The sequence below is a fragment of the Anaerovorax sp. IOR16 genome (genome assembly GCF_017168145.1).
Taxonomy (GTDB): Bacteria; Bacillota; Clostridia; order Peptostreptococcales; family Anaerovoracaceae; genus IOR16.
In genome coordinates this window covers 469786-496591 of sequence record NZ_JADQTL010000010.1, presented here as the reverse complement: position 1 = coordinate 496591, position 26806 = coordinate 469786, and the positions used below count along the sequence as shown (strand labels likewise).

At 35.2% G+C, this 26806-nt stretch carries 25 protein-coding genes; 19 read left to right on the top strand and 6 right to left on the bottom strand.

Annotated features, from left to right (window positions below; all coding sequences use genetic code 11):
• Window positions 1-11: 11 nt before the first annotated feature.
• The gene (gene dnaN, locus I2490_RS12795; protein ID WP_206460145.1) at window positions 12-1133 is read right to left on the bottom strand and encodes a DNA polymerase III subunit beta; all 1122 of its coding nucleotides are present in this window, start codon (window positions 1131-1133) and stop codon (window positions 12-14) included.
• 160 nt (window positions 1134-1293) lie between these two features.
• Window positions 1294-2631, bottom strand: coding sequence for a chromosomal replication initiator protein DnaA (dnaA, locus tag I2490_RS12790; RefSeq protein WP_206460144.1), 1338 nt, complete (start codon window positions 2629-2631; stop codon window positions 1294-1296).
• Window positions 2632-3217: 586 nt separating this feature from the next.
• Here dnaA and gyrB point away from each other — a divergent pair.
• From gyrB to I2490_RS12720, 14 genes are all read left to right on the top strand, one after another.
• Window positions 3218-5149 (top strand): DNA topoisomerase (ATP-hydrolyzing) subunit B, encoded by a 1932-nt coding sequence (gyrB, locus tag I2490_RS12785; protein WP_206460143.1) that lies wholly within the window; start codon window positions 3218-3220, stop codon window positions 5147-5149.
• Between the two features lie 16 nt (window positions 5150-5165).
• Window positions 5166-7640 (top strand): DNA gyrase subunit A, encoded by a 2475-nt coding sequence (gene gyrA, locus I2490_RS12780; protein WP_206460142.1) that lies wholly within the window; start codon window positions 5166-5168, stop codon window positions 7638-7640.
• Window positions 7641-7727: 87 nt separating this feature from the next.
• The gene (locus I2490_RS12775) at window positions 7728-8036 is read left to right on the top strand and encodes an STAS domain-containing protein (RefSeq protein WP_206460141.1); all 309 of its coding nucleotides are present in this window, start codon (window positions 7728-7730) and stop codon (window positions 8034-8036) included.
• Window positions 8037-8054: 18 nt separating this feature from the next.
• The gene (locus I2490_RS12770) at window positions 8055-8462 is read left to right on the top strand and encodes an ATP-binding protein (protein ID WP_206460140.1); all 408 of its coding nucleotides are present in this window, start codon (window positions 8055-8057) and stop codon (window positions 8460-8462) included.
• Between the two features lie 24 nt (window positions 8463-8486).
• Window positions 8487-9230 (top strand): SigB/SigF/SigG family RNA polymerase sigma factor, encoded by a 744-nt coding sequence (locus I2490_RS12765; RefSeq protein ID WP_206460139.1) that lies wholly within the window; start codon window positions 8487-8489, stop codon window positions 9228-9230.
• 2 nt (window positions 9231-9232) lie between these two features.
• A complete protein-coding gene (trpS, locus tag I2490_RS12760; protein ID WP_206460138.1) occupies window positions 9233-10213 on the top strand; it encodes a tryptophan--tRNA ligase in 981 nt (326 codons plus the stop codon).
• An 11-nt stretch (window positions 10214-10224) separates the two neighbouring features.
• Entirely contained in the window at window positions 10225-12054 is a 1830-nt protein-coding gene (locus tag I2490_RS12755; protein WP_206460137.1) for a sigma 54-interacting transcriptional regulator, read from the top strand.
• Window positions 12055-12263: 209 nt separating this feature from the next.
• Window positions 12264-13793 (top strand): putative basic amino acid antiporter YfcC, encoded by a 1530-nt coding sequence (gene yfcC, locus I2490_RS12750; protein WP_206460136.1) that lies wholly within the window; start codon window positions 12264-12266, stop codon window positions 13791-13793.
• Between the two features lie 39 nt (window positions 13794-13832).
• Window positions 13833-15023 carry a beta-aspartyl-peptidase gene (gene iadA, locus I2490_RS12745; protein ID WP_209010615.1) on the top strand — a complete coding sequence of 397 codons (1191 nt, stop codon included), beginning with the start codon at window positions 13833-13835 and terminating at the stop codon, window positions 15021-15023.
• Window positions 15024-15331: 308 nt separating this feature from the next.
• Window positions 15332-15634 (top strand): DUF2089 family protein, encoded by a 303-nt coding sequence (locus tag I2490_RS12740; RefSeq protein ID WP_206460135.1) that lies wholly within the window; start codon window positions 15332-15334, stop codon window positions 15632-15634.
• Complete coding sequence (locus I2490_RS12735; protein ID WP_330634645.1) at window positions 15635-15955, top strand: hypothetical protein; 321 nt, start codon at window positions 15635-15637, stop codon at window positions 15953-15955.
• Between the two features lie 94 nt (window positions 15956-16049).
• Entirely contained in the window at window positions 16050-16664 is a 615-nt protein-coding gene (locus tag I2490_RS12730; protein ID WP_206460134.1) for a hypothetical protein, read from the top strand.
• A 167-nt stretch (window positions 16665-16831) separates the two neighbouring features.
• Complete coding sequence (locus I2490_RS12725) at window positions 16832-17314, top strand: RNA polymerase sigma factor (protein WP_206460133.1); 483 nt, start codon at window positions 16832-16834, stop codon at window positions 17312-17314.
• Complete coding sequence (locus I2490_RS12720) at window positions 17311-17940, top strand: zf-HC2 domain-containing protein (RefSeq protein WP_206460132.1); 630 nt, start codon at window positions 17311-17313, stop codon at window positions 17938-17940. Before I2490_RS12725 ends, I2490_RS12720 begins: the two co-directional genes overlap by 4 nt.
• A 107-nt stretch (window positions 17941-18047) precedes the next feature.
• Here I2490_RS12720 and I2490_RS12715 read toward each other — a convergent pair whose 3' ends face one another.
• Window positions 18048-19763, bottom strand: coding sequence for a trypsin-like peptidase domain-containing protein (locus tag I2490_RS12715; RefSeq protein ID WP_206460131.1), 1716 nt, complete (start codon window positions 19761-19763; stop codon window positions 18048-18050).
• Window positions 19764-19982: 219 nt separating this feature from the next.
• Complete coding sequence (locus I2490_RS16905; RefSeq protein ID WP_280634210.1) at window positions 19983-20117, bottom strand: hypothetical protein; 135 nt, start codon at window positions 20115-20117, stop codon at window positions 19983-19985.
• Between the two features lie 329 nt (window positions 20118-20446).
• Between I2490_RS16905 and I2490_RS12710 the strand changes: the two genes are divergently transcribed.
• Window positions 20447-21013 carry a ferredoxin domain-containing protein gene (locus tag I2490_RS12710; protein ID WP_206460130.1) on the top strand — a complete coding sequence of 189 codons (567 nt, stop codon included), beginning with the start codon at window positions 20447-20449 and terminating at the stop codon, window positions 21011-21013.
• Between the two features lie 19 nt (window positions 21014-21032).
• Here I2490_RS12710 and I2490_RS12705 read toward each other — a convergent pair whose 3' ends face one another.
• On the bottom strand, window positions 21033-21677 hold the full coding sequence (locus I2490_RS12705) for a phosphatase PAP2 family protein (protein WP_206460129.1): 645 nt from the start codon (window positions 21675-21677) through the stop codon (window positions 21033-21035).
• A 134-nt stretch (window positions 21678-21811) separates the two neighbouring features.
• Between I2490_RS12705 and I2490_RS12700 the strand changes: the two genes are divergently transcribed.
• A complete protein-coding gene (locus I2490_RS12700) occupies window positions 21812-22543 on the top strand; it encodes a lysophospholipid acyltransferase family protein (protein WP_206460128.1) in 732 nt (243 codons plus the stop codon).
• A gap of 103 nt (window positions 22544-22646) precedes the next feature.
• On the opposite strand, the gene I2490_RS12695 is transcribed toward I2490_RS12700, so the two are convergent.
• Window positions 22647-23480, bottom strand: coding sequence for a shikimate kinase (locus tag I2490_RS12695; protein WP_206460127.1), 834 nt, complete (start codon window positions 23478-23480; stop codon window positions 22647-22649).
• Window positions 23481-23688: 208 nt separating this feature from the next.
• On the opposite strand from I2490_RS12695, the gene I2490_RS12690 reads away from it, so the two are divergent.
• The 3 genes from I2490_RS12690 (at window position 23689) to rpsF (ending at window position 26799) form a co-directional block, all read left to right on the top strand.
• Window positions 23689-24606, top strand: a complete 918-nt coding sequence (locus I2490_RS12690) for a nucleotidyltransferase family protein (protein ID WP_206460126.1) — start codon at window positions 23689-23691, stop codon at window positions 24604-24606.
• A gap of 109 nt (window positions 24607-24715) precedes the next feature.
• Window positions 24716-26365: an OPT/YSL family transporter gene (locus I2490_RS12685; protein WP_206460125.1), complete on the top strand. Its 1650-nt coding sequence runs from the start codon at window positions 24716-24718 to the stop codon at window positions 26363-26365.
• 146 nt (window positions 26366-26511) lie between these two features.
• Entirely contained in the window at window positions 26512-26799 is a 288-nt protein-coding gene (gene rpsF, locus I2490_RS12680; RefSeq protein WP_206460124.1) for a 30S ribosomal protein S6, read from the top strand.
• Window positions 26800-26806 lie beyond the last annotated feature (7 nt).

Here is a 26806-nt window from a genome sequence, read left to right as displayed (position 1 = left end):
GAATCCTTCCCTTAATTATTTGCAATTCTTACAGGTAGAACCAAATATTCAAAAGCATCTCCCTCTACCGGTTTAATCAAACAAGGACTTATACTACTATTGAATTGTAAAATAATCCGTTCGTCAGTGACTACCTTTAAAACATCCAAAACATATTTTGAATTAAATCCAATCTCTAGATTATCTCCTAATTTTTCAATCATAACGGTTTCTCTTACAGTTCCTTCTTCGGAGCGAGATGTTATTTCCATACTTTCACCTTCGATTGAGAATTTAACTAAATTATTTTTACCTTCTTTTGCTAATAAAGAAGCTCTTTCTATACTTTCTAAAAATTCATTTTTATTTAAAAGAACACGACAATTATAATTTTTAGGGAGAATGTCATTATATTTAATAAATTCTCCTTCTAATAATCGAAGAATAATACGCGTATCTTCCATCGTAATAACTGCTTTTTTATCATCTAGTATCAGAGAAATCGATTCTTCTTTTTCTGATTTTTCTGAATCTATAATAATTTTATTAATTTCATTTAGGATTCGAGCTGCTATAACCAATTTCCTTTCTTGTTCATTTTCCATTTTTTCTCTCGTCACAGCCATTCGGAAGCCATCCAAAGCGACCATTGTCATTTTATCCACAGATAAATCAATTAAAACACCAACAATAATCCCTTTTGATTCATCAATGCTAGCGGCAAAGGAAGTCTTTTTTATCATATCTTTTAAAAGGTCTTTTTCAATAAGCAAAGCTTGATCTTCCATTACGGTTCCGATATTGGGGAATTCTTCAGCTGGCAATCCAACAATTGTAAATTCGGATGCCATGCAATGAATACGAATTTGATTATTTTCTAATTGTTCCACTTCTATTGTTTCATTTGGTAATTTTCGAATAATATCACTGAATAGACGAGCTGAAACGACTAAGGCGCCTGGTTCAGATACATCAACGGATATTGTTTTTTCTATACTTAAGTCTAAATCTGAAGCGGAAAGTTTTAATTGGTTATTACTGGTTGTTTCTAAAAGAATACCTTTTAAAATTGGAAGAGTTGTACGTGTGGTAACGGCTTTTGAAACAGTATTAAGTGCCTTCGATAATATTTGTTGGGAACAAGTAAAGCGCATGAGAATGCCTCCTTCTTATAAATAAAAGTTAGTAACAGTAGTAATAGGGGCTGTGGATTTGTGGATAACTTCTGTGGATAAGTAAAATACACAATGCTGCTTGTGAGGAACTTGTGTATAACTCTTATCAAATTTCCTTTAAATTTCCTTACCCTGTGGATTAAATTTCTTTTATCTGTGATTCTAATGTAGATATAACATTTTTTAAATCTTCGCTTTCGGCAAAAGAAGTAGAAATTTTTTCATAAGCATGCAATACCGTAGTATGATCACGGTTTCCAAATTCTTCACCGATTTTAGGTAAGGATAAATCAGTAAGCGTTCGACATAAATACATTGCAATTTGTCTCGGAAAAGCAATGTATCGAGATCTTTTTGAAGATACCATATCCGATTCTTTTACTTCAAAATGTTTACAAACCATTTGTTTGATCAATGTTGGAGTAATTTCTGTATTCTTTGAAGAAAACACATCCTTAAGTACTTCTTTTGCCAATTCTCTTGTAATTTTCTGATTAGTAAGATTTGCATAGGCAATAACTCGGATAAAAGCACCTTCTAATTCTCGAATATTGGATTGAATTTTTTCTGCAATGATTTCGATGACATCCAGAAGAGCATCCGTAATGGCTACTTCTTCTAATTCTGCTTTTTTCATTAAAATTGCAACTCTTGTTTCATAATCGGGAGCTTGAATATCTGCAATCAGACCCCATTCAAAACGGGAACGTAAACGTTCTTCTAGCGTTGCAATTTCTTTTGGTGGACGATCGCTGGAAATAATAATCTGTTTGTTTGCTTCGTAAAGAGTATTAAAGGTATGGAAAATTTCTTCCTGCGTTCTTTCTTTCTTCTCAATAAATTGGATGTCGTCAATCATCAATACATCAATGCTGCGATATTTGTTTCGAAATTCTACGTTTTTATCTGTACGGATTGCCTTAATCAGTTCATTTGTAAACATTTCTGAAGAAACGTACAGAACCCTTGTTTTTGAATTTAGTTGTAAAATATAATGTCCAATTGCATGCATTAAGTGCGTTTTTCCGAGTCCAGCCCCACCATAAATGAATAGAGGGTTGTACGCTTTTGCCGGTTGTTCAGCAACGGCTAAGGAAGCGGCATGTGCAAAACGATTGTTGTTTCCAATGACGAAGGTGTTAAATATGTATTTTGGGTTTAAATAGAGCTCGTCTGTAAAACCGTGTCCTAAAGCGCCGCTGTTATTTTGACTTACCTGCGCTTCCTCTGGTGAAATAAATGAAACTTTCAAGGCTTTCCCAAACGCTTGCTTTACTGCATTTTCAATGACTGGTTTATAGCGGCCTTCTAAAATCGATTTTGAAAAATCGCTGTAAAGAGATAAATATAGGATTCCTTCTTTTTCGTCCACATTGATTGGGGATAAAGGAGAAATCCAGGTGTCAAAGCTTACAGGTGTTAATTCAGGTTGAAGAAGCTCTAGAGTTTTTTCCCAGAGTGTTTTTAAATTATTCATTGGTACTCCATTCTAAAAATAGATATTTTAATTATTTTTTATAAGATAATTACGTACAGATATCATAACAAAAAAAGTTATCCACAGGCAATACCTAAAAGAAAATAATGAAAAAATCAGATTAACAGAAGTTATACACAATTTGTGGGTAAAACAAGTAAATCTGTTCACAATGTGCAGATATTGTGTAAAATCAAAAAAAGAAGGTGCCAAATAAAAAATTTTATAGAGAAATAAATGGAGAAAAATTAAAAAATACTAGAAAAAATTAAGGATAAGATATAGATTGAAAATGGTAATATATATAAAAGAATAAAATGTAGTGGCAAAACCGAAAAACGCCGATTAGAAGCGCGAAAATAAACTTTTTAATATTTTAAGCTGTTTTGGTAAAAAAGTTGTATATTGGCAAGAATTAAGTTATAATGAAGTTTATGAATAAAATATAAGAAGAAAGGTTTTTAATGAGTTTTCTCGAAAAGCCTTTTTGTGCATGGTTTGAATTAGAGGTTTTAAACAAAATACGATAAGATTTGATAAAACAATATGAAATTACTATATTTTTTTATATGAAATGGAGGATAAAATGGCGTTAGAAGACGTAAAGCAGCAACAAGCATATAACGCAGAGCAAATTCAGGTATTAGAAGGATTGGAAGCGGTTCGTAAAAGACCTGGAATGTACATTGGTACAACAGGTCCTCGCGGATTGCATCATTTGGTTTATGAAATTGTGGATAACAGCATCGACGAAGCACTTGCTGGTTTTTGTAAAACAATTTCTATAGTTATACAACAAGATGATTCCATTATGGTAGAAGATGATGGGAGAGGTATGCCGGTTGATCTTCATCCGAAGTTAAAAAAACCTGCGGTTGAGGTCATTCATACTGTACTTCATGCAGGAGGTAAGTTTGGAGGCGGAGGTTATAAAGTATCCGGTGGGTTACACGGCGTAGGTGCATCTGTAGTAAATGCACTGTCGGAAGAAATGGAAGTAGAAATAAAAAGAAATGGGAAAATTTATCGTCAGACGTATTCAAGAGGAAAGATAGCCAGTGAATTGACGGTAATTGGAGAATGCGGGAAGAAAACCGGATCCAGAACTATTTTTAAACCAGATTCAGAAATTTTTGAAGAAACAGAGTTTGTTTTTGCAACGTTAGAACACCGACTTCGTGAAATGGCTTTTCTAAATCGTGGCATTAAAATTACACTTGCCGATGAAAGAGAAGGACAAAAAAGAAAAGAAGTCTTCCATTATGAAGGTGGAATTAAAGAATTTGTAAAGCATCAGAATAAAAATAAAGAAGTCATTCACCCAGATATCATCTATTTTGAATATCAAAAAGATGATCATGAAGTAGAAATTGCAATGCAATATACCGATCGTTATAATGAAACGATTTTATCTTATGCAAATAACATTAACACAACTGAAGGCGGTTCTCATATGGCTGGATTCAAGTCCGCTTTGACAAGAGTATTTAATGATTATGCAAAAAGAAATAAATTTATAAAAGAAAATGAGGGCAGTCTTTCCGGCGAAGACATTCGAGAAGGGTTAACTGCGATTATTTCGGTAAAATTAACACAGCCTCAATTTGAAGGGCAGACAAAGACAAAGCTCGGAAATAGTGAAATGAGAGGCTTTGTTGAGACAACGACAAATGAAAACTTATCTGGATTTTTAGAAGAAAACCCACAGCAGGCTCGTGTTATTTTGGATAAATGTCTACGCGCAGCAAGAGCACGAGAAGCTGCAAGAAAGGCAAGAGAATTAACGAGAAGAAAAGGTGTATTGGATGGAATTTCTTTACCAGGTAAATTAGCAGATTGCTCCGAAAAAGATCCGGCGCTTTCAGAAATTTTCCTTGTCGAAGGAGATTCTGCAGGCGGCTCTGCAAAGCAGGGACGTGATAGAATGAGACAAGCGATCTTACCGCTTCGTGGAAAAATTCTAAATGTAGAAAAAGCAAGACTAGATAAGATTTTAAATTCCGAAGAAATCAAAAATATGATTACGGCATTTGGATGTAACATTGGTACGGATTTTAATATTGAGAAGCTAAGATATCATAAAATTGTTATTATGACAGATGCTGATGTCGATGGAGCACACATTCGTACATTGCTTCTGACATTCTTCTATCGCTATATGACACCATTGATTGAAGGGGGCTATGTTTATGCTGCACAGCCACCGCTTTTCCAAGTAAAGAAAAACAAAGATGTCTATTACACATATTCGGAAAGAGAGCAGGAACGCTTAATGGCGCAGATTGCAGATAAACCAGGAAAAGCAGTGATCCAACGTTATAAGGGTCTTGGAGAAATGGATTACAATCAGCTATGGGAAACAACAATGGATTACAAACAGAGAACTTTAGTTCAATTTACACTTGAAGATGCGGCAGCTGCTGATGAAATGTTTACCACATTAATGGGTGATAAGGTTCCACCAAGAAAGAAATTCATTGAAGAGAATGCAAAGTATGTAAAGAATTTAGATATATAGGAGGAAAGAAAGCAAAATGAATTTATTAGAAGATACAAAAGTGATTCAGCATGAAATTCATGATGAAATGAAAAACTCCTATATTGATTACGCGATGAGCGTTATTGTAGGAAGAGCATTGCCTGATGTAAGAGATGGACTTAAGCCAGTTCACCGAAGAATTTTATATGGAATGAGCGAACTTGGCGTCACACCGGATAAGCCACATAAAAAATCGGCTCGTATCGTCGGTGAAGTTATGGGTAAATATCACCCTCATGGAGATAGCTCGATTTATGATGCAATGGTTCGTATGGCACAGGACTTTTCGATTCGCTATATGATGGTTGACGGTCATGGAAACTTTGGATCTGTCGATGGAGACGGTGCTGCGGCAATGCGTTACACCGAAGCAAGAATGACTCCGTTTGCTTTGGAAATGCTTCGAGACATTGACAAAGAAACGGTTGATTTTATGCCGAACTTTGATGAAGAAGAAAAAGAACCGACCGTATTACCGGCTCGTTTTCCAAACCTTTTAGTAAATGGTTCCAACGGGATTGCCGTTGGTATGGCGACCTCCATTCCACCTCACAATCTTGGTGAGGTAATTGATGGTGCGATAAAATTGATTGATGATGAAGATGCAACCATAGAGGATTTAATAAAAATTGTAAAAGCTCCAGATTTTCCTACGGGCGCTATCATTATGGGTAAAAATAATGCAAAAGAAGCTTATCGTACCGGACAGGGTAAGGTTGTTGTTCGGGCCAAGGTAGAATTTGAAGAAACAGCAAAAGGAAGACAACAGATTATTGTCACAGAAATCCCTTATCAGGTAAATAAATCAAGATTGATTGAAAAAATTGCAGATTTGGTAAAAGAAAAGAGGATTGAAGGTATTTCCGACATTCGAGATGAATCCAACCGTCATGGTATGCGTATTGTTATCGAGTTGAAAAGAGATGCAAATCCGCAGATTACTTTAAATCGTTTGTACAAACATACCCAAATGCAAGATAGCTACAGTATGATTATGATTGCTCTTGTCAATGGGCAGCCAAAGTTATTGAATTTAAAAGAAATTTTAGTAGAATATCTAAAGCATCAGAAGGATGTTGTTACAAGAAGAACCATTTTTGATTTAAAAAAAGCAGAAGCAAGAGCACATATCTTAGAAGGTTTACGCATTGCTCTTGATAACATTGATGAAATTATCAAAATCATTCGTTCTAGTTATAATAATGCGAAGCCACGTTTGATGGAACGCTTTGGGCTTTCCGAATTGCAGGCACAAGCAATTTTAGATATGCGTCTTGCCAGACTGCAAGGATTAGAACGAGAAAAAATCGAAGCAGAATACCAAGATCTTATGGAAAAAATTGCTTACTATAAGAGCTTGCTTGCAGATGAAAAAAAACTGATGGGTGTTATCAAAGACGAACTTCTTGAAATTAAGAAAAAGTACAGTGATAAACGTAGAACACAAATTGTAGCCGATGCACAAGAAATTGATGAGGAAGATTTAATTGCAGAAGAAAACGTTGCAATTACCTTAACACATTTGGGTTACATTAAGCGTGTATCCGCCGATACCTATAAAACACAGAAACGTGGAGGAAAAGGAATTACCGGACTGACTACGAGAGAAAATGATTTTGTAAAGAATATGCTGATTACATCAACGCATGATTATTTGATGTTCTTTACAAATACCGGAAAAGCGCACCGTATCAAAGCTTATGAAATTCCGGAAGCGCAGAGAACGGCAAAGGGTACACCAGCAGTTAACTTCTTGAATTTAATGCAGCGTGAAAGAATTACGGCAGTGATTCCGATTCAATCATTTGATGCAAATAAGTATTTGATTGCAGTTACAAAACAGGGTACTATTAAGAAAATGGATATGTCACAATTTAATACTAACCGTAAAACCGGATTGATTGCGATTAATCTAAAAGAAGGCGACCAACTTATCGGAATCAAAGAGACTTCCGGAACGAGCAATGTTATTATTGTGACAAAGCATGGCAAGTGTATTTGCTTTAGTGAAGAAGATGTGAGACCAATGGGTCGTTTGGCAGGTGGCGTGCGAGCGATTTCCTTAGAAAAAGGAGATGAAGTGGTTGCAATGGAGCTTGCAGAAAAAGAAGAAGAGCTATTGGTTGTTACACAGGCAGGTTATGGAAAGAGAACGGCAGTCAAAGATTATAAAGTGCAAGCAAGAGGCGGTAAGGGTCTTTTGACTTATGATAAAGGAAAGTTTGGTAAAACCGGAGAGTTAATCGGTGCTATGGTTGTCAATGAAAATGATGAAATCTTACTGATTAATTCGGATGGAATTATTATTCGAATCAAAGCATCGGAAGTATCGAGACTTGGCAGAGCTACGCAAGGAGTCAAGATTATGAAGGTAAAAGACGATGCGAATATCATCGCGATGGCCAAGGTAGTTCGTGAAGATGAAGATGAGGATGAGCCGAAAGAAAGAAATGAAAAAACTCCCAAATAAAACTTTAAAACAGTAAACAAATAAAAAGGATTCTAAACGTTTAAAATACAACTTGCAGGGGTATAGTTTTTAGGAGGACATAAAAAGATGGCATTGCAGATTGACAGTCATTTCAATGAGAAAATAAAAAAATGGGAAATTGTTTTATGTGGAGAGGTAGATATTCTAACAGCTCCAGAACTTCGAGCTGCATTGGACAATAATTTTTTGGAAAATGCAGAAGATATGTTGTTGCATTTGGATCATTTAAACTACATTGATAGTACCGGGCTTGGAGTAATGATTGGTGCATACGCAAGAATGCAAGAAAAGGGTAAGAAAATTACCCTTTTGAATCCCAGAGAAAACATTGAAAAGTTATTGTGTATAACCAGTCTTGACAAAATTTTTCTATAAGGAAACGAGGAGATTTGAATGACAGACTTATTGAAATTTTCAATCCCTGGAAAACCGGAATACGTAAGTATGGTCCGCATGGCGGTTTCTTCTTTGGCAAACAGTATCGGTTTTGATGTAGAAGCCATTGATGACATTAAAGTAGCGGTTTCAGAAGCGTGTACGAATGTCGTACGTCATGGATGCCCAGGGGTACAATCTTATGAAGTGACCTGTGAGGTTTGCAAAGAGCAAATCACGATTCTTATTACGGACCGAGCAGGAGGCTATGATATGAGCAAATATCAAATGCCAAATCCCGATGAACCAAAAGAAGGTGGTTTGGGTATTTTTATCATACGTGCCCTTATGGATGAAGTTGATATTTTTTCTGAAATCGGGGCAGGAACAAAAATTAAAATGGTGAAGTATTGCAATTGCAAATGAGTTTAGGAGTTTTCTATGTCCTCAATGAACCAAACCAATATAAAGGACTTATTTGAAAAATACAGCCAGACCAAAAACATTGAGCTGAGAAATCAAATTGTCGAACATTATTTATATATGATTGATATTTTAATACGGAAATATTTAAACAAAGGCGTGGAATACGAAGATTTGTATCAGGTAGGTTCTATGGCTTTGGTTTTTGCCGTGGAACGGTTTGATGCTTCCAAAGGTTTTGAATTTACAAGCTTTGCTACGCCGACTATCATTGGTGAAATCAAACGGTATTTTAGAGATAAAGGATGGATGGTTAAGGTGCCGAGGCGGCTTAAAGAAATATCCGCTCAGCTTCCAAAGGCAAAAGAAGCACTTTCCTCTAAGCTACACCGTGTTCCAACGGTAAAAGAGTTGGCAGAATATCTTGGCCATACACAAGAGCAGATCTTGGAAGCAATGGAAAGCGGACAATCTTACGGAGCATATTCCTTACAGCAGACCTTTGATGATAATCAGGATGAGGGAGATGGTTCTGTATTTGAAAAATATATGGGTGTTGAAGATAGCGGATTTTCCAGTTTTGAAGATGCAGAATTAATAAAGGGTGTATTGGCACAGTTGGATGAACAGGAACAACAGTTGTTTCAAAAACGTTTCGTACAAAGTAAAACACAACAACAAATTGCAGAGGAATTTGGTGTTTCACAGATGACGATATCAAGAATTGAAAAGAAATTAAAGGATAAGTTTAAGGAAGCATGGAGGGTTTGATTATGAAAAGGGTGTTTTCAGGCGTTCAGCCTACAGGAAATATACATATTGGGAATTATTTAGGTGCTTTGAAACAGTTTGTAGAATTACAGAACGAAAACGATTGTTTGTATTGCATTGTAGATATGCATTCTATCACCGTTCAACAAGATCCTGCGACCTTACGTAAAAATATTTTAGATGTTGCAGCACTTTATCTCGCAGTTGGATTGGATCCTAAAAAATCCATTGTTTTTGTTCAATCGGATGTCAGCGGACATGCAGAACTTTCTTGGGTATTGACTTGTGCAGCGTATACCGGGGAACTTTCTCGTATGACGCAATTTAAGCAGAAAAGCAAAGGCAGAGAGTCTGCTCCTGCAGGGTTATTTAACTATCCGGTTTTAATGGCAGCGGATATTTTACTTTATGATACTGACATTGTTCCGGTTGGAAATGACCAGAAGCAACATATTGAGCTGACAAGAGACCTTGCGATTCGTGTAAATAATAAATATGGCGAAACTTTTGTTGTACCAGATGGAAGATTTTTAAAAAGTGGTGCACGTATCATGGCGTTGGATGATCCTACGAGCAAAATGAGTAAAAGTGCAGAAAATGTACACAGTCGCATTTCTCTATTAGATACCCCACAAAAAATAAAAAAATCTATTATGAAAGCAACTACAGATTCGGATGGCGTTGTTCGTTTTGACTTGGAAAACAAGCCGGGAATCAGTAATTTACTTAATATTTACAGCGCGTTTTCTGGAAAAGAAGTTTCTGAAATTGAAAAAGCGTATGAAGGACATGGATACGGTGATTTTAAAAAGGATTTGGTTGAAATTGCAGTAGGTGCCATCGCACCAATTCAAGAACGTTTTCAGGAAATCAGAGAATCTCAGGAATTATTGGAAATCTTAAAGGATGGTGCAGAACGTGCCAATGCCATTTCCGAAGCAACAATGAAACGTGTAAAGGAACGGTTTGGTTTAGGATATTAAGGATAGAGCCTATGACAAATGCAAAAAAAACGGTTGTACTCATTGCCGGTTCAGAAGAAACAAAAAAATGTCTGGAGCAACAATTAAAAGATGTTCTGGGAGAAGGAATCCAGATTATTTCTTATGCGCTTGATACGGGTTTAGGGCAGATTCGTGAAGTGGAAGGAACCGCAGATATTGTTTTGCTCTCCAGTGATGAGTTAAAAAGAGAGATGGAGGAAGCAGATCTTTTAACAGAAGGAATCTCTTATTTTGTGTGCCGGCGTTTTTTGCAGTTGGATGAAATTGAGCAAGTCATAACAATCCCAAAAGGTCAAAAAGTTCTATTTGTAAATGATGCAAAAGAAACCGCAGAGACTTGTATTCAAAATTTGCTTGAGATCGGTGTCAATCATATTGAATACGTTGCATGGTATCCCGCCATGGATGCAGATTATCAAAAAGAAGGGAAAGAACCTCTTGATCTGTCTGCTTTTTCGATTGCGATTACTCCGGGCGAAGTTCACATGGTACCAAAGAGCATTAAAAAAATTATAGACTTAAAGCCGCGTGGTTTAGACCTTGCTTCTTTAGTCGGAATTGCGGAATTAATCGGTGTATCTAATTGGGATGGAAATTCTGTCGTTCGTCCATATACTACTAAAATTATTGAGATTTCAAAAAAAATGATTTTAATGAATGCCGAAACGGAAGTAATGAGAAATCTCTTAAAAGAAAAGCTGCAGAGTAAAGGTTATGTTGCGGTTTATTCTTTTTCAAATCTATTAGGGAGATCACCTAGACTTTTAGAAGAAAAGGAAAAAGCCAAAAAACTAGCAAAAACTGATTTGACTGTATTGATTGAGGGGGAAAGTGGAACAGGGAAAGAATTGTTTGCGTCCTCCATTCATAATGCATCCAATCGAAAAAATGGTCCATATGTGGCTGCAAATTTCAGCGCTTTTCCAGAGGAATTGATGGAAAGCGAATTGTTCGGATATGAAGAAGGTGCATTTACAGGTGCCCGAAAAGGAGGAAAACGAGGACTTTTTGAGCAAGCAGACGGCGGAAGTATATTTTTGGATGAAATCGGTGACATTTCTGCAAGAATGCAAACAAAACTGCTACGTGTTTTACAAGAAAAAGAAATTATGCCTCTTGGAGGAAATAATATAAAAAAAGTAGATATTCGGGTGATTGCCGCTACGAATAAAAATTTAAAAGAAATGGTTCATAATGGGCAATTTCGTGCCGATCTTTATTTTCGTTTGAAAATGGGGTGCATACATTTGCCGACTTTGCGAGAAATGCCGGAAGAAATAAAACCTTTAGTAGAGTATTTTATAAAAAAAGAACTTGGTCATTCCATAGAGGTTGAAGATGAGGTTTTTGATGTATTTCAAAAACTTAGATGGAATGGGAATGTGAGAGAATTATACAATACGATTAAATATATGTTAGCCGTTAGGCAAAAAGGAAATCATCTTTCAATATGTGATTTGCCGGATACACATTTTTTTGAGTTTGCAACGGATGATACGGAAAATCATATTCAAAGAGCACAATCATTTCCTAATTTTTTTGAATCAATGAGTGTAGAACTTTATGATATATTGCAAGCTGTATCAAATTTGCATAAACAAAATCGTATTGCCGGAAGAGTAAATATAGCACAATATTTAACTAATTGCGGAAAATATTGTACGGAAGGCCAAGTTAGAACGCGTCTTAAACAATTGGAAAGCGAAGATTATTTAGTTCAAAAAAGGGGCCGAAGTGGAGCTAGTTTAACGAAAAAGGGAGAAATGGTTCTGGATAAATGGCAACCAAATAAAATTAATGGTAACCAAATAAAGCCATAAGACCATTTTAATTCGATTGTTTCAACGACAAAATTTAATAAAGTGATAGAGATAAAGCAAGAGTTTCCTATAATAAAGTAAAAATCAGGAAATATCCTTGCTTTTTTTATATATTTTTATCTAAAAAGAGGAAAATATTTAGAAATGGCATCATTTTTGCTTATATTATTTGGTTAGAAGTTATTTATATTTATTTTTGGAGGTGTGAAATGAGTAAGGATAAGAAAAAAGGTTTAGAAACTCTAAACAAAGGCTTTCAAATGCCGGATACTTACGTCATTATTTTTCTTGTAGTAGTTTTAGCTGCATTGCTAACCTACCTTATTCCTCAGGGCATGTATTCAACGGAAGAAGTTACATACATGGTAAATGGGGTAGAGAAAACCAGAACGGTCATTGAAGATGGAAGCTTTCAGTATGTATTGGATGATAATGGAGAACCGTTAAAAGAAGGTATTTCTTTATTTGAACCATATGGTGAAGTTGGTTTATTCAATTATGTATTTGAAGGTATGGTAAAGGGTGACAAATGGGGATCTGCAGTTGGTGTTATTGCGTTCATTTTAGTCATCGGAGGTGCATTTGGAATTATCTTGCGTACTGGTGCGGTAGAAACCGGAATTCTGAATATGATTGGGAAAACGCAAGGCAGAGAAAAGCTATTGCTTCCATTGCTTTTTATACTCTTTTCTCTTGGCGGAGCAGTATTTGGCATGGGGGAGGAAGCTTTGCCATTTGCAATGATTTTAATTCCACTTGTTATTGCAATGGGTTATGATTCTGTTGTTGGAATTTTAATTACTTATGTCGCTACGCAAATTGGATTTGGTACTTCTTGGATGAATCCGTTTTCTGTTGCAATTGCACAAGGAATCGCTGGTGTGCCTGTTTTTTCAGGTGCAAATTTCCGTATTATAATGTGGTTTATTTTTACCGGAGTTGGCGTTGTTTTAACAATGATTTATGCGGCTAAAATTAAAAAAGATCCTATGAAATCCGTTGCGCATGAATCGGATGAATACTTTAGAAAAGAATTTGAAGAACAATCCGGTGAAGTGCAGAAATTTGGAATTGGGCACGCTTTGGTACTTTTGACGATTGTAGCTGGAATGATTTGGGTCGTTTGGGGTGTTATGAAAAATGGATACTACATCCCGGAATTGGCAACACAGTTTTTCATTATGGGTATTGTTGCTGGTATTATCGGTGTTATATTTAAATTAAACAATATGACCGTAAATGATATGGCGCAATCTTTTAAAACGGGTGTATCTGATTTAGTTGGAGCTGCAATGATTGTAGGTATGGCGCAGGGTATTATGCTTGTGCTTGGTGGAGCCGAGCCTACGGACGGAACCGTATTGAATACAATTTTAAATGGATTAAGTGGCGCATTTGTAGGATTATCTGCGACAGCTGCAGCAGTACTTATGTATATTTTCCAGTCTGTTTTCAATTTCTTTGTTGTATCTGGTTCCGGTCAAGCTGCATTGACAATGCCAATTATGGCACCTTTAGCAGATCTTTTAGGAGTAACGCGTCAGACTGCTGTTTTAGCGTTCCAGCTTGGTGATGCTTTAACTAATTTAATTGTTCCAACTTCTGGTTGTCTTATGGGTGCTTTGGCGATTGCAAGACTTGATTGGGCAAAATGGGTTAAATTTATGATCAAATTCTTAGGAATACTCTATGTTATGGCAGTTGTAACCATAATCATTGCAAGTATGAGTGGTTTCTAAAATCAGTTTTAACGGATAGACACAAAAAAGAGGTAAACCATGATAAAGCAAATAAAAAATGTAACAGTATATGCACCAGAATGCTTAGGCACGATGGATGTTTTAATTGCTGGAGGTAAAATCTGTCAGATCGGTAAAGACTTAGAGCTTGGACAAAATGTAGGAGTAGAAATCATTGATGGTACAGGAAAGTGCTTAGTACCGGGTTTCATTGATTCTCATGAACACATTATGGGTGGAGGCGGCGAAGGTGGTTTTGCGACAAGAACGCCGGAAGCTACGTTAACGGACCTTACTACCTTTGGAATCACAACGGTCGTTGGTTGCATTGGTACGGACGGTATTGGCAGAGATATGACTGCACTTTTAGCAAAGGCAAAAGGGTTGGAAGAAGAAGGTATTAGCACTTTTGTGTATACTGGATCTTATCAAGTACCGGTGCATACATTAACCGATAGCCTGATGAAAGATATTATGATGCTTGATAAGGTTATCGGAGTCGGAGAGATTGCTATTTCAGATCATCGCTCTTCTCAGCCTACCTTTGAAGAATTTATTCGAATTGCCGCAGACAGCAGAGTGGGTGGCATGTTGTCGGGAAAAGCGGGTATTTTGAATATACATTTGGGTGATAGCCCTCGATGCATTGATCTGATTGAGCGTACTGTGGAGGAAACAGAAATTCCGAAATCTCAATTTTTACCGACACACATCAATCGAAATGCAATGCTTTTTGAACGATGTTTAGCATATGCCAAAGATGGAGGCTTTGTGGATTTTACCGGAAATGAAGATATCGATTATTGGGAAACCATCTGTGATGAAGTTCGGGTATGTACAGGTATAAAACGTATGTTGGACGAAGGTGTAAGCAGCGATCAGTTTACAATTTCATCCGACGGTCAGGGAAGCCTTCCGATTTTCAATGAAAAGCAAGAGTTTGTTGGAATCGGGATCGGAAAGGGCAGCTGCCTTTTAAAGGAAGTTCGGGAATGTGTGAAAAAGGCAGAAATTCCTCTTGAAATTGCAATAAAAGCCATCACTTCAAATCCAGCTCGAATCTTGAAGCTTAAGGGAAAAGGCCGTATTGAAGAAGGCTACGATGCAGACCTTTGCCTATTAAATGCAGAGGACTTAATCATCGATACGGTGATTGCAAAAGGAAAGGTAATGGTTAAAGAAGGGAAACCAATCGTATTTGGGACTTTTGAAAAGCCGAAAGCAGATTAATAAAAAGGTAATACTTAAATTCTAATAATGAGCTGATGTCATAACTCAAATGATGTCAGCTCATTATTTATATAGAAAATAATCAACATTGTTAATAAATCTTGAAAAATTATTACAATCAGTATCTCTTTTCTGGAAGAATAATATTTGTTCTATATTATGATGATAGATGGAAAATAAGAGATGATATTGGAGTTATACATGCAAATATGACAGTAAAGAATCAATAATTTAGATAAAGTCAATACTAAGTATTGACTTTAATAATATTATAGTATAACCTTAATATTATTAAAATGGAGGTTCTTATGGCAATAGAAATTGTTCCTGAATGGATGATAAATCTTGATAATGAAGATATTTCGTTTATAAAAAAATTTATTTTGGCATCCGGTTCATTAAAAGAAATTGCGAATCAATATGGTGTAACCTATCCCACGGTTCGACTTAGATTGGATAAACTGATTCAAAAAATTCAAATCAGTGAGGATTCTGCAAATGAACCATATATCGCTTTAATAAAGCGACTTGCAGTTAATGATAAAGTTGATTTTGAAGCGGCAAAAATTCTAATAAATGAGTATAAGAAAATGAAAAAGGAGGATGTGTAAGTGTTTTTAAGTATTAACATTATTATTTTTATGTTTCTAGTAGCAGGCAGTATATGCCTGCAGATTTTTTTATCAAAAAGAGAGAATAAATGGTTTGGCTTGGTGTTGCCACTTATATTTTTTGCTTATTCTTTGTTGATGATTGTTTCTTTGGCAATTTTTGATGGTATGAGTCATTGGGATATTTTCGGCTTAATGGCATCAACCTTTATCTTATCAAATATTCCTACATTAGTGTATCTGATTATTTATTTTGCTTGTAGAGAGAAATACAAACAAAAAAAGGAACTAGGGAAAATGAACATTCAAGATTTAGAGTAAATGGATCGTTAATTACAATATTAATAAGCAGAACATTGCAGAAATAATAGCAATATCAAGAATCGTTTATTTGTATTAGAGAGGTAAGAAAAATATGAAAAAGATCATCTCAATGATTTTATTACTGCTTTTTATACTTTGCATGACAGCTTGTGGTGAAAATCAAGAAGTTTCAATGCAATTAAATGTGGCTGATCTCACAGAACAAGAGAATGGAATAGCTAAATTACTTCAAAATGATAATTTCAGTGCGTTTTTTGATTATACGGTTGGTGAAAATATAAAAAGTATTTCAATCAAATGCTATAAGCTTGATGATAAGGGTACATGGATTCATGAAACCGGCGGAAACCATGTAATTGAAAACAAAGCAGGTAGGATTGCGATTGAATTTAATCACCTTGGTGAGGGATTTCATGTAGCCATTCAAAATGGTGATACTATTTCTGGTGTAGAACATCACACGAATCAGAAAATAAATACAAAGGGAATGGCTAATTCAACATTTTTTGCCTCAACAGAAAATTTTTCAATGGAAACAATAGAGTGTGGAAAAGAAATTCCCGTAGCAATACAAATTTTTACATCAAAAGATGAGATTTCTTCTTATGGCGTTACTTATTTTAATGAACCACAAGTATACCAAGAACAAGGGTATGAATTTGTATATGCAGTGACGATAGAATTCTCTGAAAAAGAGTTGTCATAGCTTTTAAGAAACGGCTATAAGCGTTTCATTTTATTTGAAATATTAGTTTATTGAAATAGGAAATAAGATTTCTTGTGGCATCTGTTTTTTACAGATGTCTTTTTTAAAATTAATATGTAACGAAAATGAGTTTTTTAGGATATATGTTGTGAAGGAGGTGATGTTGTTTGCTTGATACAGAGGATATTTATCATGAATATGCCGAGATTGTTTTTAAGTTTTTATTGAGTCTTTGCAATGATGTGAACACAGCAGAAGAGCTCACGCAGGAAACTTTTTATCGTGCAATGAAATCAGCAAATCGATATAACGGAACATGCAAAGTATCTACGTGGCTTTGCCAAATTGCAAAATATGTATGGTATCAAGAAATTGATAAAAGGAAGCGCAAACAGACGTCTGTTCTTGACGACAATATTGTTTCCAATCAATTAAGTCCAGAGGATAAATTCTGCCGAACAGAAGAAAAAATGGAATTAATTAAAGCAGTGCATGTTCTTGAGGAAACCGCAAAGGAGGTGGTTCTGTTGCGTATTACAGGGGCTTTTTCTTTTAAAGAAATTGGAGAGGTATTTAATAAAAATGAAAACTGGGCAAGAGTCACCTTTTATCGGTCAAAACAAAAAATTATGAAAGGAAGAGTAAAATGAAGTGTGAAATTATTAAGGATTTGTTTCCAAGCTATATCGATCATTTAACCAGTCCTGAAAGCAACCTTGAAATTGAAGAGCATTTACAGAATTGTTCTCAGTGTAGAGAAACGTTAGCGCAAATGAAAGAAGAGGTTTCGGTGGAAGAGCCTTTGTATGATAAGAAAAAAATTAATCCTTTTAAAAAGCTAAATAGAAAAATTTTGCAATCTGTTATTATAACTTTAACTGTGTACGCATTACTGGTTGGGTCTTATTTCTACTTCTTTGGAATAGGTTGGAAAGTAAATTCCAACAATATGGAAATTACATATTCTTGTGAAGAGGATGCGATAATTTTTGATTTTGAGCTAACAGACGATAAAGTGCTGACTATGTGGCACATAAGGCGTAATCATGAGGATTATACGGGACCAGAAATGGTCGTGAGAGAATGTTTTGAAAGTATTTTAGATGACCGAGGGAAATACCCAAATCAATTTTCTTACGGAATAAACTGCCTTGATGAAGATGGAAATTTAAAACCATTTATGAAAGAGGAAACCATTACATTACACTATAAAGATAAAACGGAGACGATTTATTTGAAGGATGTTGCAAAAGAACTAGGGATAGAGATTTCGTAGCCTAATGAGCCTAAGAAATAATGATTGAAGAGATGAATTTAAAATTATATGGCTTTCTATGTTGACTTTAATCATCATAGAAAGCCATTATTATAAGATATATATAGCTATTCTCTATATAGCATTACTGCATAATAGGAATCTCCTTCTAATTTATATTGTGAGATAAATACTATAAGCCCGTAAAAATTATTTTTATAGGTCATTACTAAATCACCTGCATCATCATAAAATTTACCAGAATAATAAAATCCACTACTTAATAAATCATTGCTATATAATTCAGCAAAATTACTATTCGCTTTGATTAAATCATTGGTTAAATAATAGTAATTTGTAGCATTATCACCATAATATTTATCAATGATAGGGGCTGGGAATATAGTTCCTAAATCAGGAACTGGATAATATTCAGGATAATATAAATCTGAAAAGTCTTTAATACATTTTACTTGTACTGTTTTTGATACTAATAAATTTTCAGTTTCAGAATCGTACAAATTTATTTTAATATCAGTAGTTCCTGGTTTTTCACCGAAAAATGTCAATGGAATCGTGTTTTCATACCATTTGCCCCAATATGCGCTAACAATAGAGATATCCTCTATAACGTATTCAATATCAACGTATTCATTATAATTTATATAACTGATTAGTACCGTCAATTCTTTATCTGCATTTAAAAAATAACTATCTGATGATACTATCTTTGCATCAAATGAAGTAGTATCTTTTGCTGATTTTGGTAAATCTTTTAATTTTTTTAAAGCTGTGTTTTTTAATTGTTTAGTATTATTAATTGGAATGGCAATGTTTAAATTTTGACCTTCTAAAAAATATCCCGAGGTAATTCCTATTACTTTCCCATTTTTATCAAATAAAGCACCTCCGCTGCTTACTTGAGAAATAGGAGCGGTTGTTTGAATATAAGAGATACCATCTAACACTCGATTTGCATTTGACACAATTCCTTGTGAAATGGTATTATCAAGTCCTAAAGGGCTTCCAATTGCAAAAGTTTCACTACCTGCTATAACCTTACTTGAATCACCAATTGGTAAATATGGAAAACCGCTTCCATTTATCTTTATCTTTGCAATATCTAGAGTTTTATTAAAGTCATATACACCTTCAATAGTATAAGTTTTTCCATCTTGAGTTTTTATCTTTGCGGAGTAAGCGTCCTCAATAACATGAAAGTTTGTAAGTGCAATACCCTTTGAATCAATAAAAAATCCACTTCCGCTACCTATAGCGTTACTATTAGAATCATAGATTTCAATATAAAAAACCGCTGGTGAATACTTATCATAAATTTGCTCAGCATTTAAACTATTGGTATTACTTATGGTAATGCTATTACCGTTCGTGTTTACAATGACACTGTTATTAATTTCATCCCAGCCAACGGAAGAGCCAAAAGACTCAAGGACGATTCGAATAGGAAGATACGTTCTATTATTAACCATCCTTGCAAAAGTATCATTTTTTATTCTTGATGTTTCTAATATACCATTATCGTTTGTTTCTTTCGTAATATAATTATCACCAATTTTTATATCAACTTTTGTTCCTTTACCATCTGCAACACTAGCAACTTTTGAGGTTTCATTCCATGTTACCGTGAAACCTGCTGATTCCATAGTATGTCTTAAGGGTACCAATGTCCGATAGTTTTTATCTACGAATGGATAACCTGTGCTGTCATTAAATTCAATGAGCTCTCCATTTAGATTAACACTTACTTTTGTATCTCCAAAGACCGGAACTGCGATTAATAAAGTTATTATAATTCCAAATATCAATGCACCTATTCTTTTCATAATATTTACCATCCTTTTAATATCACTAATAATAATTATATAGACTTATATTTAATTATCAAGTTTTCATGGGAGTATTTAACAATTTGAAAATATTTATAGTAAATTCTTTAATAATCTAATAGAATCATTTATATTACGTAAAAAAATAATAAAAAACAGAGAACATTTTTATGTTCTCTGTAGTATTAAATTATTTATCATTATAAATTCGTATAATCAGCCGCCACCTATTGGGTCGGAATCACTAAAAACACCTGGTGTTAAGCAATTTCCATCCTTATCTTTTTCTGGACATTCATTATTAACGTCATTTACACTTTTTTCAATTAAATAATTTTCATCATGTTCCATAAAATACCTCCCATGTCTAATGAAGCTTTTTAATAGTATGATACATTTTGGAATAATTATACGAAAATGGTGTATTTAAAAATGAGATTGGAAAATAGCAAACTGATTTGTAAACTGGAAAATGAAAGAAAGCATAAAAACAAATTTTCTGATATAATAAATACGAATTTATGTAACAAAATCAAATAATATCAAACAATTTTGTCCCAAATGTATTTATTGATTCTTGTGAAGCAAACCGGAGCAACGGTTTGCACTTATGATAAAATAAAGGATAATGTAAAAGTAAAAAATCATTTTTAAATGATTAAAGAATAAAGGAGGAAATCATGATTTGCAATGGGAAGGATGTAGAAAAAAACGCTGTGATACAGGTTGCAGAATTAATGGCTGCAGCTGCAAGAACGGCTCCCAAGGGTTGTGGAATCGATAACTTAGAAGTTCTTATCTTAGATGGAGAAGAAAAAGATAATTTGGCGCAATCGATAAAAAAATATGGGGCAGAATGGCAGATGGATTTCATGGTACGAGATGGGTACAATGTAGAAGCTTCTGATGCATTGTTACTTATGGGTGCAAAGATTCATCCGATTTTACTGGATCATTGTGGTTATTGTGGATACAAAAATTGTGCTGAAAATATAAAAAATAATGGAATCTGCAGCTTTAATACAGGTGATTTGGGCATCGCTATTGGTTCGGCTGTCTCTGTTGCTGCAAATCATCGCATTGATAACCGGGTGATTTATACTGCAGGAAAAATAGCTATGGAGATTGGACTTTTTCCGAACGATGTTAGAGTTGCCTACGGCATTCCACTATCTGTATCTTCTAAAAGTCCATTTTTTGATCGGGGGACGACGGATAACGAAGCGGTAAAAAGAGAAAAAAGATAGATAGAAGTTCAAGGTTGTTTTAAAGGAGCTCTTCATCCACTTTTTCATTTGGTAATGAAAAATGTGAGATAAAATGTGTATGAAAAAATGTCAGGATAAGGATGCCTAACAACCAACTTGCCAGTACATCCGTTGGATAGTGTACTCCTAAATAAATTCGTGAAAATCCAATTAAGAATATATATGCGGCACAAATAGCATGAGTAACACGGACTGCCTTATTTTTAAATCCATAGTATTGACTTAATAATAGGATAAGAGTACCATAAAAAATTAGACTTGTCATTGTATGACCACTTGGAAAACTAAAACCGCCCTGTTCAATTAAATGCAGAGCAATGTTAGGTCGTGGCCGTTGGAAGATATATTTTATGATAGAATAAAATATCAATGAAGTGCTGGCTGCAAATGATAACGGTATACCAAAATGAATTCTTGTTTTTGGCAATGCCAAAAGAACGATGCATATGGTCAAAACTGCTTGCCAATCACCGGTATGAGTGAGCGCAGAAAAGAAAACAGTTAAAGTTTCGTTTCGCATAGAAAATATTGCCTTTTGAAGCAAGGCATCAAATGCTAAAGAAGCATCTAAAGTTACAAAATAAGCAATCACGGAAAAGCCAAGCAAACATAGGCTTACCACGAGGCGATTTGAATGTTTCATGAATCAATGTCCTTCGTAAATTTTCAATGTATTTGCCTCAATTTTATTACTACAAAAATAGTTTTGCAACAAAATAGCAGAACCGTTATGCAATTGTAATCAAATTAACATCTTACAGAAAAAGGAGAGCGTGAATGAAGCTATTAAAGAATGTGTTGATGGGCATGTGGATGTATTGGGATTTAATTCATATACATCGTAATAAAGTAAACATCCATAAATATAGAGCACAAGGTAACTTCGAAGCTGAACGGAAAGAAATTTCTATCGGAGAATCTACTTGGGGTAAAAATTTGATTCGTAAGGTCGGTGTAACTGTACATGCAGAAGGACAGGAGAATATACCTGAAGGGGCGGTTGTTTTTGTTGCAAATCATCAGAGCTATGCTGATATTGCAGTCCTTACTTCTGTGATTGATTTTAAGCAATTTGGTTTTATTGCAAAAGAAAATCTCAGAAAACTACCGGCTTTTGGTGAATGGATTTATGACGTAAGAAGTGTATTTATCAAACGAGAGGATCCAAGAGCATCCTTGCGTGCGATTGAAAAAGGCATTGAATATTTGGGACAAGGTTTTTCTATGGGTATTTTCCCGGAAGGGACAAGAAGCAAAGGGCCAAAGATGGGAGAATTCAAAAGGGGGAGTTTGCGTCTTGCGACAAAACCTGGCATTCCGGTTGTGCCGATTACGATTAGTGGTACGTATAAGTTATTTGAAGAAAAAGGTTATGCATCTCCTGCAGAGGTAAATGTATATATTCATCCTGCGATAGAAACCAAGGACATGGATAAAAAAGAAGCATCAGAACTTGCAGAGCGGGTAGCGAAAATAATAAAAGAAAAATTAGCGGAATTACAAGGATAAATATAAAAAAGCAGTCTGTATTTAATATACTCCCCTTACATCGACAGTTAAAAAATAACGATTTTTTATAAGGAGGAGCATATCATTTCAAGTCTGCTTTTTTTTATTCATTTGATAATAAAAAAGTAATGCCTTTCGCAATTTGCTCTGGTGTTTCTTTGTCAATAAAAATGGTACGATTTGCTGCTTCTAAATAAAAGTCTTTTCTCTTTTGGTATCGGCGATTAAATTGAGTCAGACGCTGCTCTTCGTTTTCTGTTTCAAAGTAGGCATTTGGTCGATTTGGATCTGCCTTAATGCGTTCGAACATATCTCTTGGAAACCCATCTAAAAATATACAACCACCGGAATCTTTTAAAAGTTTTCGGTTATTTTCATTTAATACAATGCCTCCGCCGCAGGAAACAATGATTTCTTTTTTGTGTGAGAGTGTTTCAAGTAAAGCAGTTTCCTTTTCTCGAAAATACGGTTCACCTTTTTCATTAAAAATAGTTCGGATAGAATTGTGTTCGGAAAGTTGAATTTTTGTATCCATATCAATAAACGAAAATCCGGTTACTTGGCTTAATTCTTTTCCTACAGTCGTTTTTCCGCTCCCCATATATCCAATTAAATAAATGACATTCGGTAATAATATATTGGATTGGATTCTTCGGCTTTGTGTCATAATTTGTGCATACACTTTTTCAGTAGCCGAGTGAATTTGCATCGCATTTTTGGGGTTAAATTCTTTACTAAAGTTAGAAATTTTTTCTAAAATTTCATTTTCCCGGGCAGCATCAAATAAAGGAAGACCTTTTTGTTTTTTTGCTTCTGCCATTTCCAAGGAGATGGACATACGTTTTGTAAGCAGCTCCATAAGTGCATCATCGATGGTGTCGATTCTTTTTCGAACATCTTCACGGCTTCTTATTTCTTTGCTTTTTTGTTCTGTCATTTTAGACTCCTTTGCAACGCGAATTATTTTTTCAGTTTTTTATCCTGTTTACTATCATAACACCATAAAGTTTGAATGTAAAATAGGAAACGCCTTGAAAGCAAGAATGGACTGAGCTAAAATAGGAGAGGCTAATAACAAATTTATAAAACAGCATTCAGATAATAATATTTTACACTTAAGATTAGTTAGGAAATGGAGATTAACGATGAAAGAACCAATTTTAGTCGTAATGGCTGCCGGAATGGGAAGTCGTTATGGTGGACTAAAGCAAATGGACCCGGTTGGATCAAACGGAGAGCTGATTATAGATTTTTCCCTTTACGATGCTTGGAAAGCTGGATTTCGTAAGGTTATTTTTATAATTAAAAGAGAAATGGAAGAAGAGTTTCGTGCTATGATTGAGCCAAAAGCAGGTAAAAAATTAGACGTTTCTTTTGCATTTCAGGAATTAACAGATCTTCCACAAGGATATAATGTTCCACAGAATCGTATTAAACCATGGGGAACCGGTCATGCAGTGCTTGCAGCTAGGAAAGAAGTAGATGCACCATTTGCGGTTATCAATGCCGATGATTATTATGGGGCGCAAGCATTTCAGAGCATGTATGATTTTCTGAGAAATGTACAAGATGATGATAAATATCGTTATTGTATGGTAGGTTATTTGGTGGAAAATACATTAACAGAAAACGGCCATGTGGCAAGAGGTATTTGTCAAGCAGATAACCAAGGATATTTACAAGATATTACAGAGCGTACAAAGATCCAAAGAAACAATGGAGTCATTCAATATACGGAAGATGATCAGGATTGGATTGACATTGCAGAGGGAACTTTAGTGTCTATGAATCTATGGGGTTTCACTCTTAGTATGATGAAAGAGCTAGAGAATCGATTTCCAGCCTTTTTAGAAACGGCATTAAAGAATAATCCATTAAAGGGAGAATATTTTTTACCTTTTGTTGTGGATGAGCTTATTGAAGAAGGAAAAGCAACAGTTAAGGTATTGAAATCATCCGATAAATGGCAGGGTGTAACATATAAAGAAGACAAGCAAAATGTAGTTTTAGCGTTGCAGTTGCTAAAGGATAAGGGAGTATATCCTCAAGATCTTTGGGAATAATTTAAAGGAAAAGGGTTGCGAAACCCTTTTTTTTATACTATTATTTTTTAAGATGTGTATCATTTACACACTAATCTTAAAATTTAATAAAAGAAATGGAGAAAGAAAAATGTCTAACACACCAAAAGGCGTAAGGCAGGCTTCATTCAAAGAGCAATTTACCCTTCGAGGAATGGTAATCGGTTCCATCGGATCGGTAGTTTTGACTATGAGCTCTATGTATGTTGCTTTAAAGCTAGGCGCACTTCCGTGGCCAATCATTTTTGTAGCCCTTGTATCTATGTTTGCCCTAAAAGCATTCGGTCGGACAAATATCCATGAGATAAATGTCACGCATACCGTTATGTCAGCAGGTGCAATGGTAGCAGGTGGAATCGCGTTTACCATCCCCGGAATTTGGATGCTTGAACCAAAAGCAGAGGTGGATTTAGTCGCGTTGATGGTCGTCACATTAGGCGGCGTTTTGCTAGGGCTGATTTTTACCGCGCTGATTCGTAAATATTTTGTAGTCACACAGGATTTGCCGTATCCGATGGGGATTGCAGCTGCAGAAACTTTAATGATTGGAGATGAGGGTGGTAAAAAATCCATTGTTTTATTCTCTTCTTTGGGACTAGCCTCTTTATTTACGTTGATTCGAGATTGGTTTGCAAAAATTCCACAAATTATTGTTTTAAATGAAGCCATCGCTGCAAAGGGCGTAGCTTTTTATATTTATTTATCGCCGATGTTAATCGCAGTTGGTTATCTTGTTGGACCACTTGCAGTTGGTGTATGGTTTTTGGGTGCCATTATTGGTGACTTTGGAGTTGTCATTGGGATGCCAAGCCTTGGTATTGTTAATTTAGATACTGCAATGGCTATTAAATCTTCTTTGGGAATTGGGGTCATGGTTGGAACTGGTATCGGAATTATTGTAAAAGGAATTCTACCCAAAGCAAAAGAAATTTTTGGACCGATGTTTTCAAAAGGCTCTCGTGGGGATGCAATTGTAAATCTTCGTTGGGCACCAATTCTTATGGTAATTCTTGCATTTATATTTACGTTTGTTTTGGATTTAGGGATGATTGCCAGTGTGATCACTATTTTGGGTGTTTGGCTTGCTACATCTATGTCTGCGCAAGTTGTTGGTCAATCAGGAATTAATCCTATGGAAATATTCGGAATCATTGTACTTCTCGCTGCAAAATTTGCTGCAAATCTTGGGAATGTTCAAGCGTTTTTTGTAGCTGCAATAGTAGCAGTAGCTTGCGGGTTAGTTGGAGATGTAATGAACGATTTTAAAGCTGGACATATTCTTAAGAGTAATCCAAAAGCACAGTGGCTTGGCGAGGTAATCGGCGGAATCATTGGTGCATTTGTATCCGTGGGTGTACTCTTTGTTATCGTAAAGGCATATGGACCTGAAGCATTTGGGAATCCTGATTTGTTTCCTGCACCACAAGCCGGTGTTGTAGCTGCTATGGTTGGAGGGATACCTCATATGACTTCGTTTGTTGTGGGATTATTTATTGGGACGATTTTATATGTTTTGCGTTTTCCGGTTATGACCTTGGGTCTTGGAATCTATTTGCCGTTTTATCTCTCCTTTACCGCAATGGTAGGAGGCGCCTTAAAATTCGTTGTTGAAAAAGCTGCACCAAAATTTGAAAAATCTGGAAATGGGATGATTATTGCTTCCGGTCTTTTAGGGGGAGAAGGTGTGGTAGGTGTCATTCTTGCATTGATTCAGGCATTAAAAGGAATGCAGGCGTTATAATATAGGTTTTTAAAAAAACTTGCAATTTATATTGTTTGTGATATACTTAATAGGCATTAATTTTTGTACATGCAATGGATGACAAAAATATGCTCTCTGCTCCGGCATAGGGTTGGAGCCATTTAGTCCACAGGGAGGTGAAAAGAATGAGTAATTATGAAATTATGTTCATCATCGATTCTATCTTGGAAGATGATAAAAAAGAAGCTAGCATTGAAACAGTAAAAGGAATCATTGCGGCAGACGGCGAAGTTGGAAAAGTAGATGTTTGGGGAATGAGAAAGCTTGCTTATCCGATCAATAAGAAAAATGACGGATACTATGTTGTAATCGAATTCACAGGCAGCACTGAGCTTCCAAAAGAACTTGATAGAAGACTTAGGATTTCCGATAATGTAATCAGACATATCATTATCAACAAAGACGAAAAATAAAGGTTGG

Coding starts and splice junctions, on each gene's coding strand:
- dnaN (WP_206460145.1), bottom strand. CDS start 1,133: ATGCGCTTTACTTGTTCCCAACAAATATTATCGAAGGCACTTAATACT.
- dnaA (WP_206460144.1), bottom strand. CDS start 2,631: ATGAATAATTTAAAAACACTCTGGGAAAAAACTCTAGAGCTTCTTCAA.
- gyrB (WP_206460143.1), top strand. CDS start 3,218: ATGGCGTTAGAAGACGTAAAGCAGCAACAAGCATATAACGCAGAGCAA.
- gyrA (WP_206460142.1), top strand. CDS start 5,166: ATGAATTTATTAGAAGATACAAAAGTGATTCAGCATGAAATTCATGAT.
- I2490_RS12775 (WP_206460141.1), top strand. CDS start 7,728: ATGGCATTGCAGATTGACAGTCATTTCAATGAGAAAATAAAAAAATGG.
- I2490_RS12770 (WP_206460140.1), top strand. CDS start 8,055: ATGACAGACTTATTGAAATTTTCAATCCCTGGAAAACCGGAATACGTA.
- I2490_RS12765 (WP_206460139.1), top strand. CDS start 8,487: ATGAACCAAACCAATATAAAGGACTTATTTGAAAAATACAGCCAGACC.
- trpS (WP_206460138.1), top strand. CDS start 9,233: ATGAAAAGGGTGTTTTCAGGCGTTCAGCCTACAGGAAATATACATATT.
- I2490_RS12755 (WP_206460137.1), top strand. CDS start 10,225: ATGACAAATGCAAAAAAAACGGTTGTACTCATTGCCGGTTCAGAAGAA.
- yfcC (WP_206460136.1), top strand. CDS start 12,264: ATGAGTAAGGATAAGAAAAAAGGTTTAGAAACTCTAAACAAAGGCTTT.
- iadA (WP_209010615.1), top strand. CDS start 13,833: ATGATAAAGCAAATAAAAAATGTAACAGTATATGCACCAGAATGCTTA.
- I2490_RS12740 (WP_206460135.1), top strand. CDS start 15,332: ATGGCAATAGAAATTGTTCCTGAATGGATGATAAATCTTGATAATGAA.
- I2490_RS12730 (WP_206460134.1), top strand. CDS start 16,050: ATGAAAAAGATCATCTCAATGATTTTATTACTGCTTTTTATACTTTGC.
- I2490_RS12720 (WP_206460132.1), top strand. CDS start 17,311: ATGAAGTGTGAAATTATTAAGGATTTGTTTCCAAGCTATATCGATCAT.
- I2490_RS12715 (WP_206460131.1), bottom strand. CDS start 19,763: ATGAAAAGAATAGGTGCATTGATATTTGGAATTATAATAACTTTATTA.
- I2490_RS16905 (WP_280634210.1), bottom strand. CDS start 20,117: ATGGAACATGATGAAAATTATTTAATTGAAAAAAGTGTAAATGACGTT.
- I2490_RS12710 (WP_206460130.1), top strand. CDS start 20,447: ATGATTTGCAATGGGAAGGATGTAGAAAAAAACGCTGTGATACAGGTT.
- I2490_RS12705 (WP_206460129.1), bottom strand. CDS start 21,677: ATGAAACATTCAAATCGCCTCGTGGTAAGCCTATGTTTGCTTGGCTTT.
- I2490_RS12700 (WP_206460128.1), top strand. CDS start 21,812: ATGAAGCTATTAAAGAATGTGTTGATGGGCATGTGGATGTATTGGGAT.
- I2490_RS12695 (WP_206460127.1), bottom strand. CDS start 23,480: ATGACAGAACAAAAAAGCAAAGAAATAAGAAGCCGTGAAGATGTTCGA.
- I2490_RS12690 (WP_206460126.1), top strand. CDS start 23,689: ATGAAAGAACCAATTTTAGTCGTAATGGCTGCCGGAATGGGAAGTCGT.
- I2490_RS12685 (WP_206460125.1), top strand. CDS start 24,716: ATGTCTAACACACCAAAAGGCGTAAGGCAGGCTTCATTCAAAGAGCAA.
- rpsF (WP_206460124.1), top strand. CDS start 26,512: ATGAGTAATTATGAAATTATGTTCATCATCGATTCTATCTTGGAAGAT.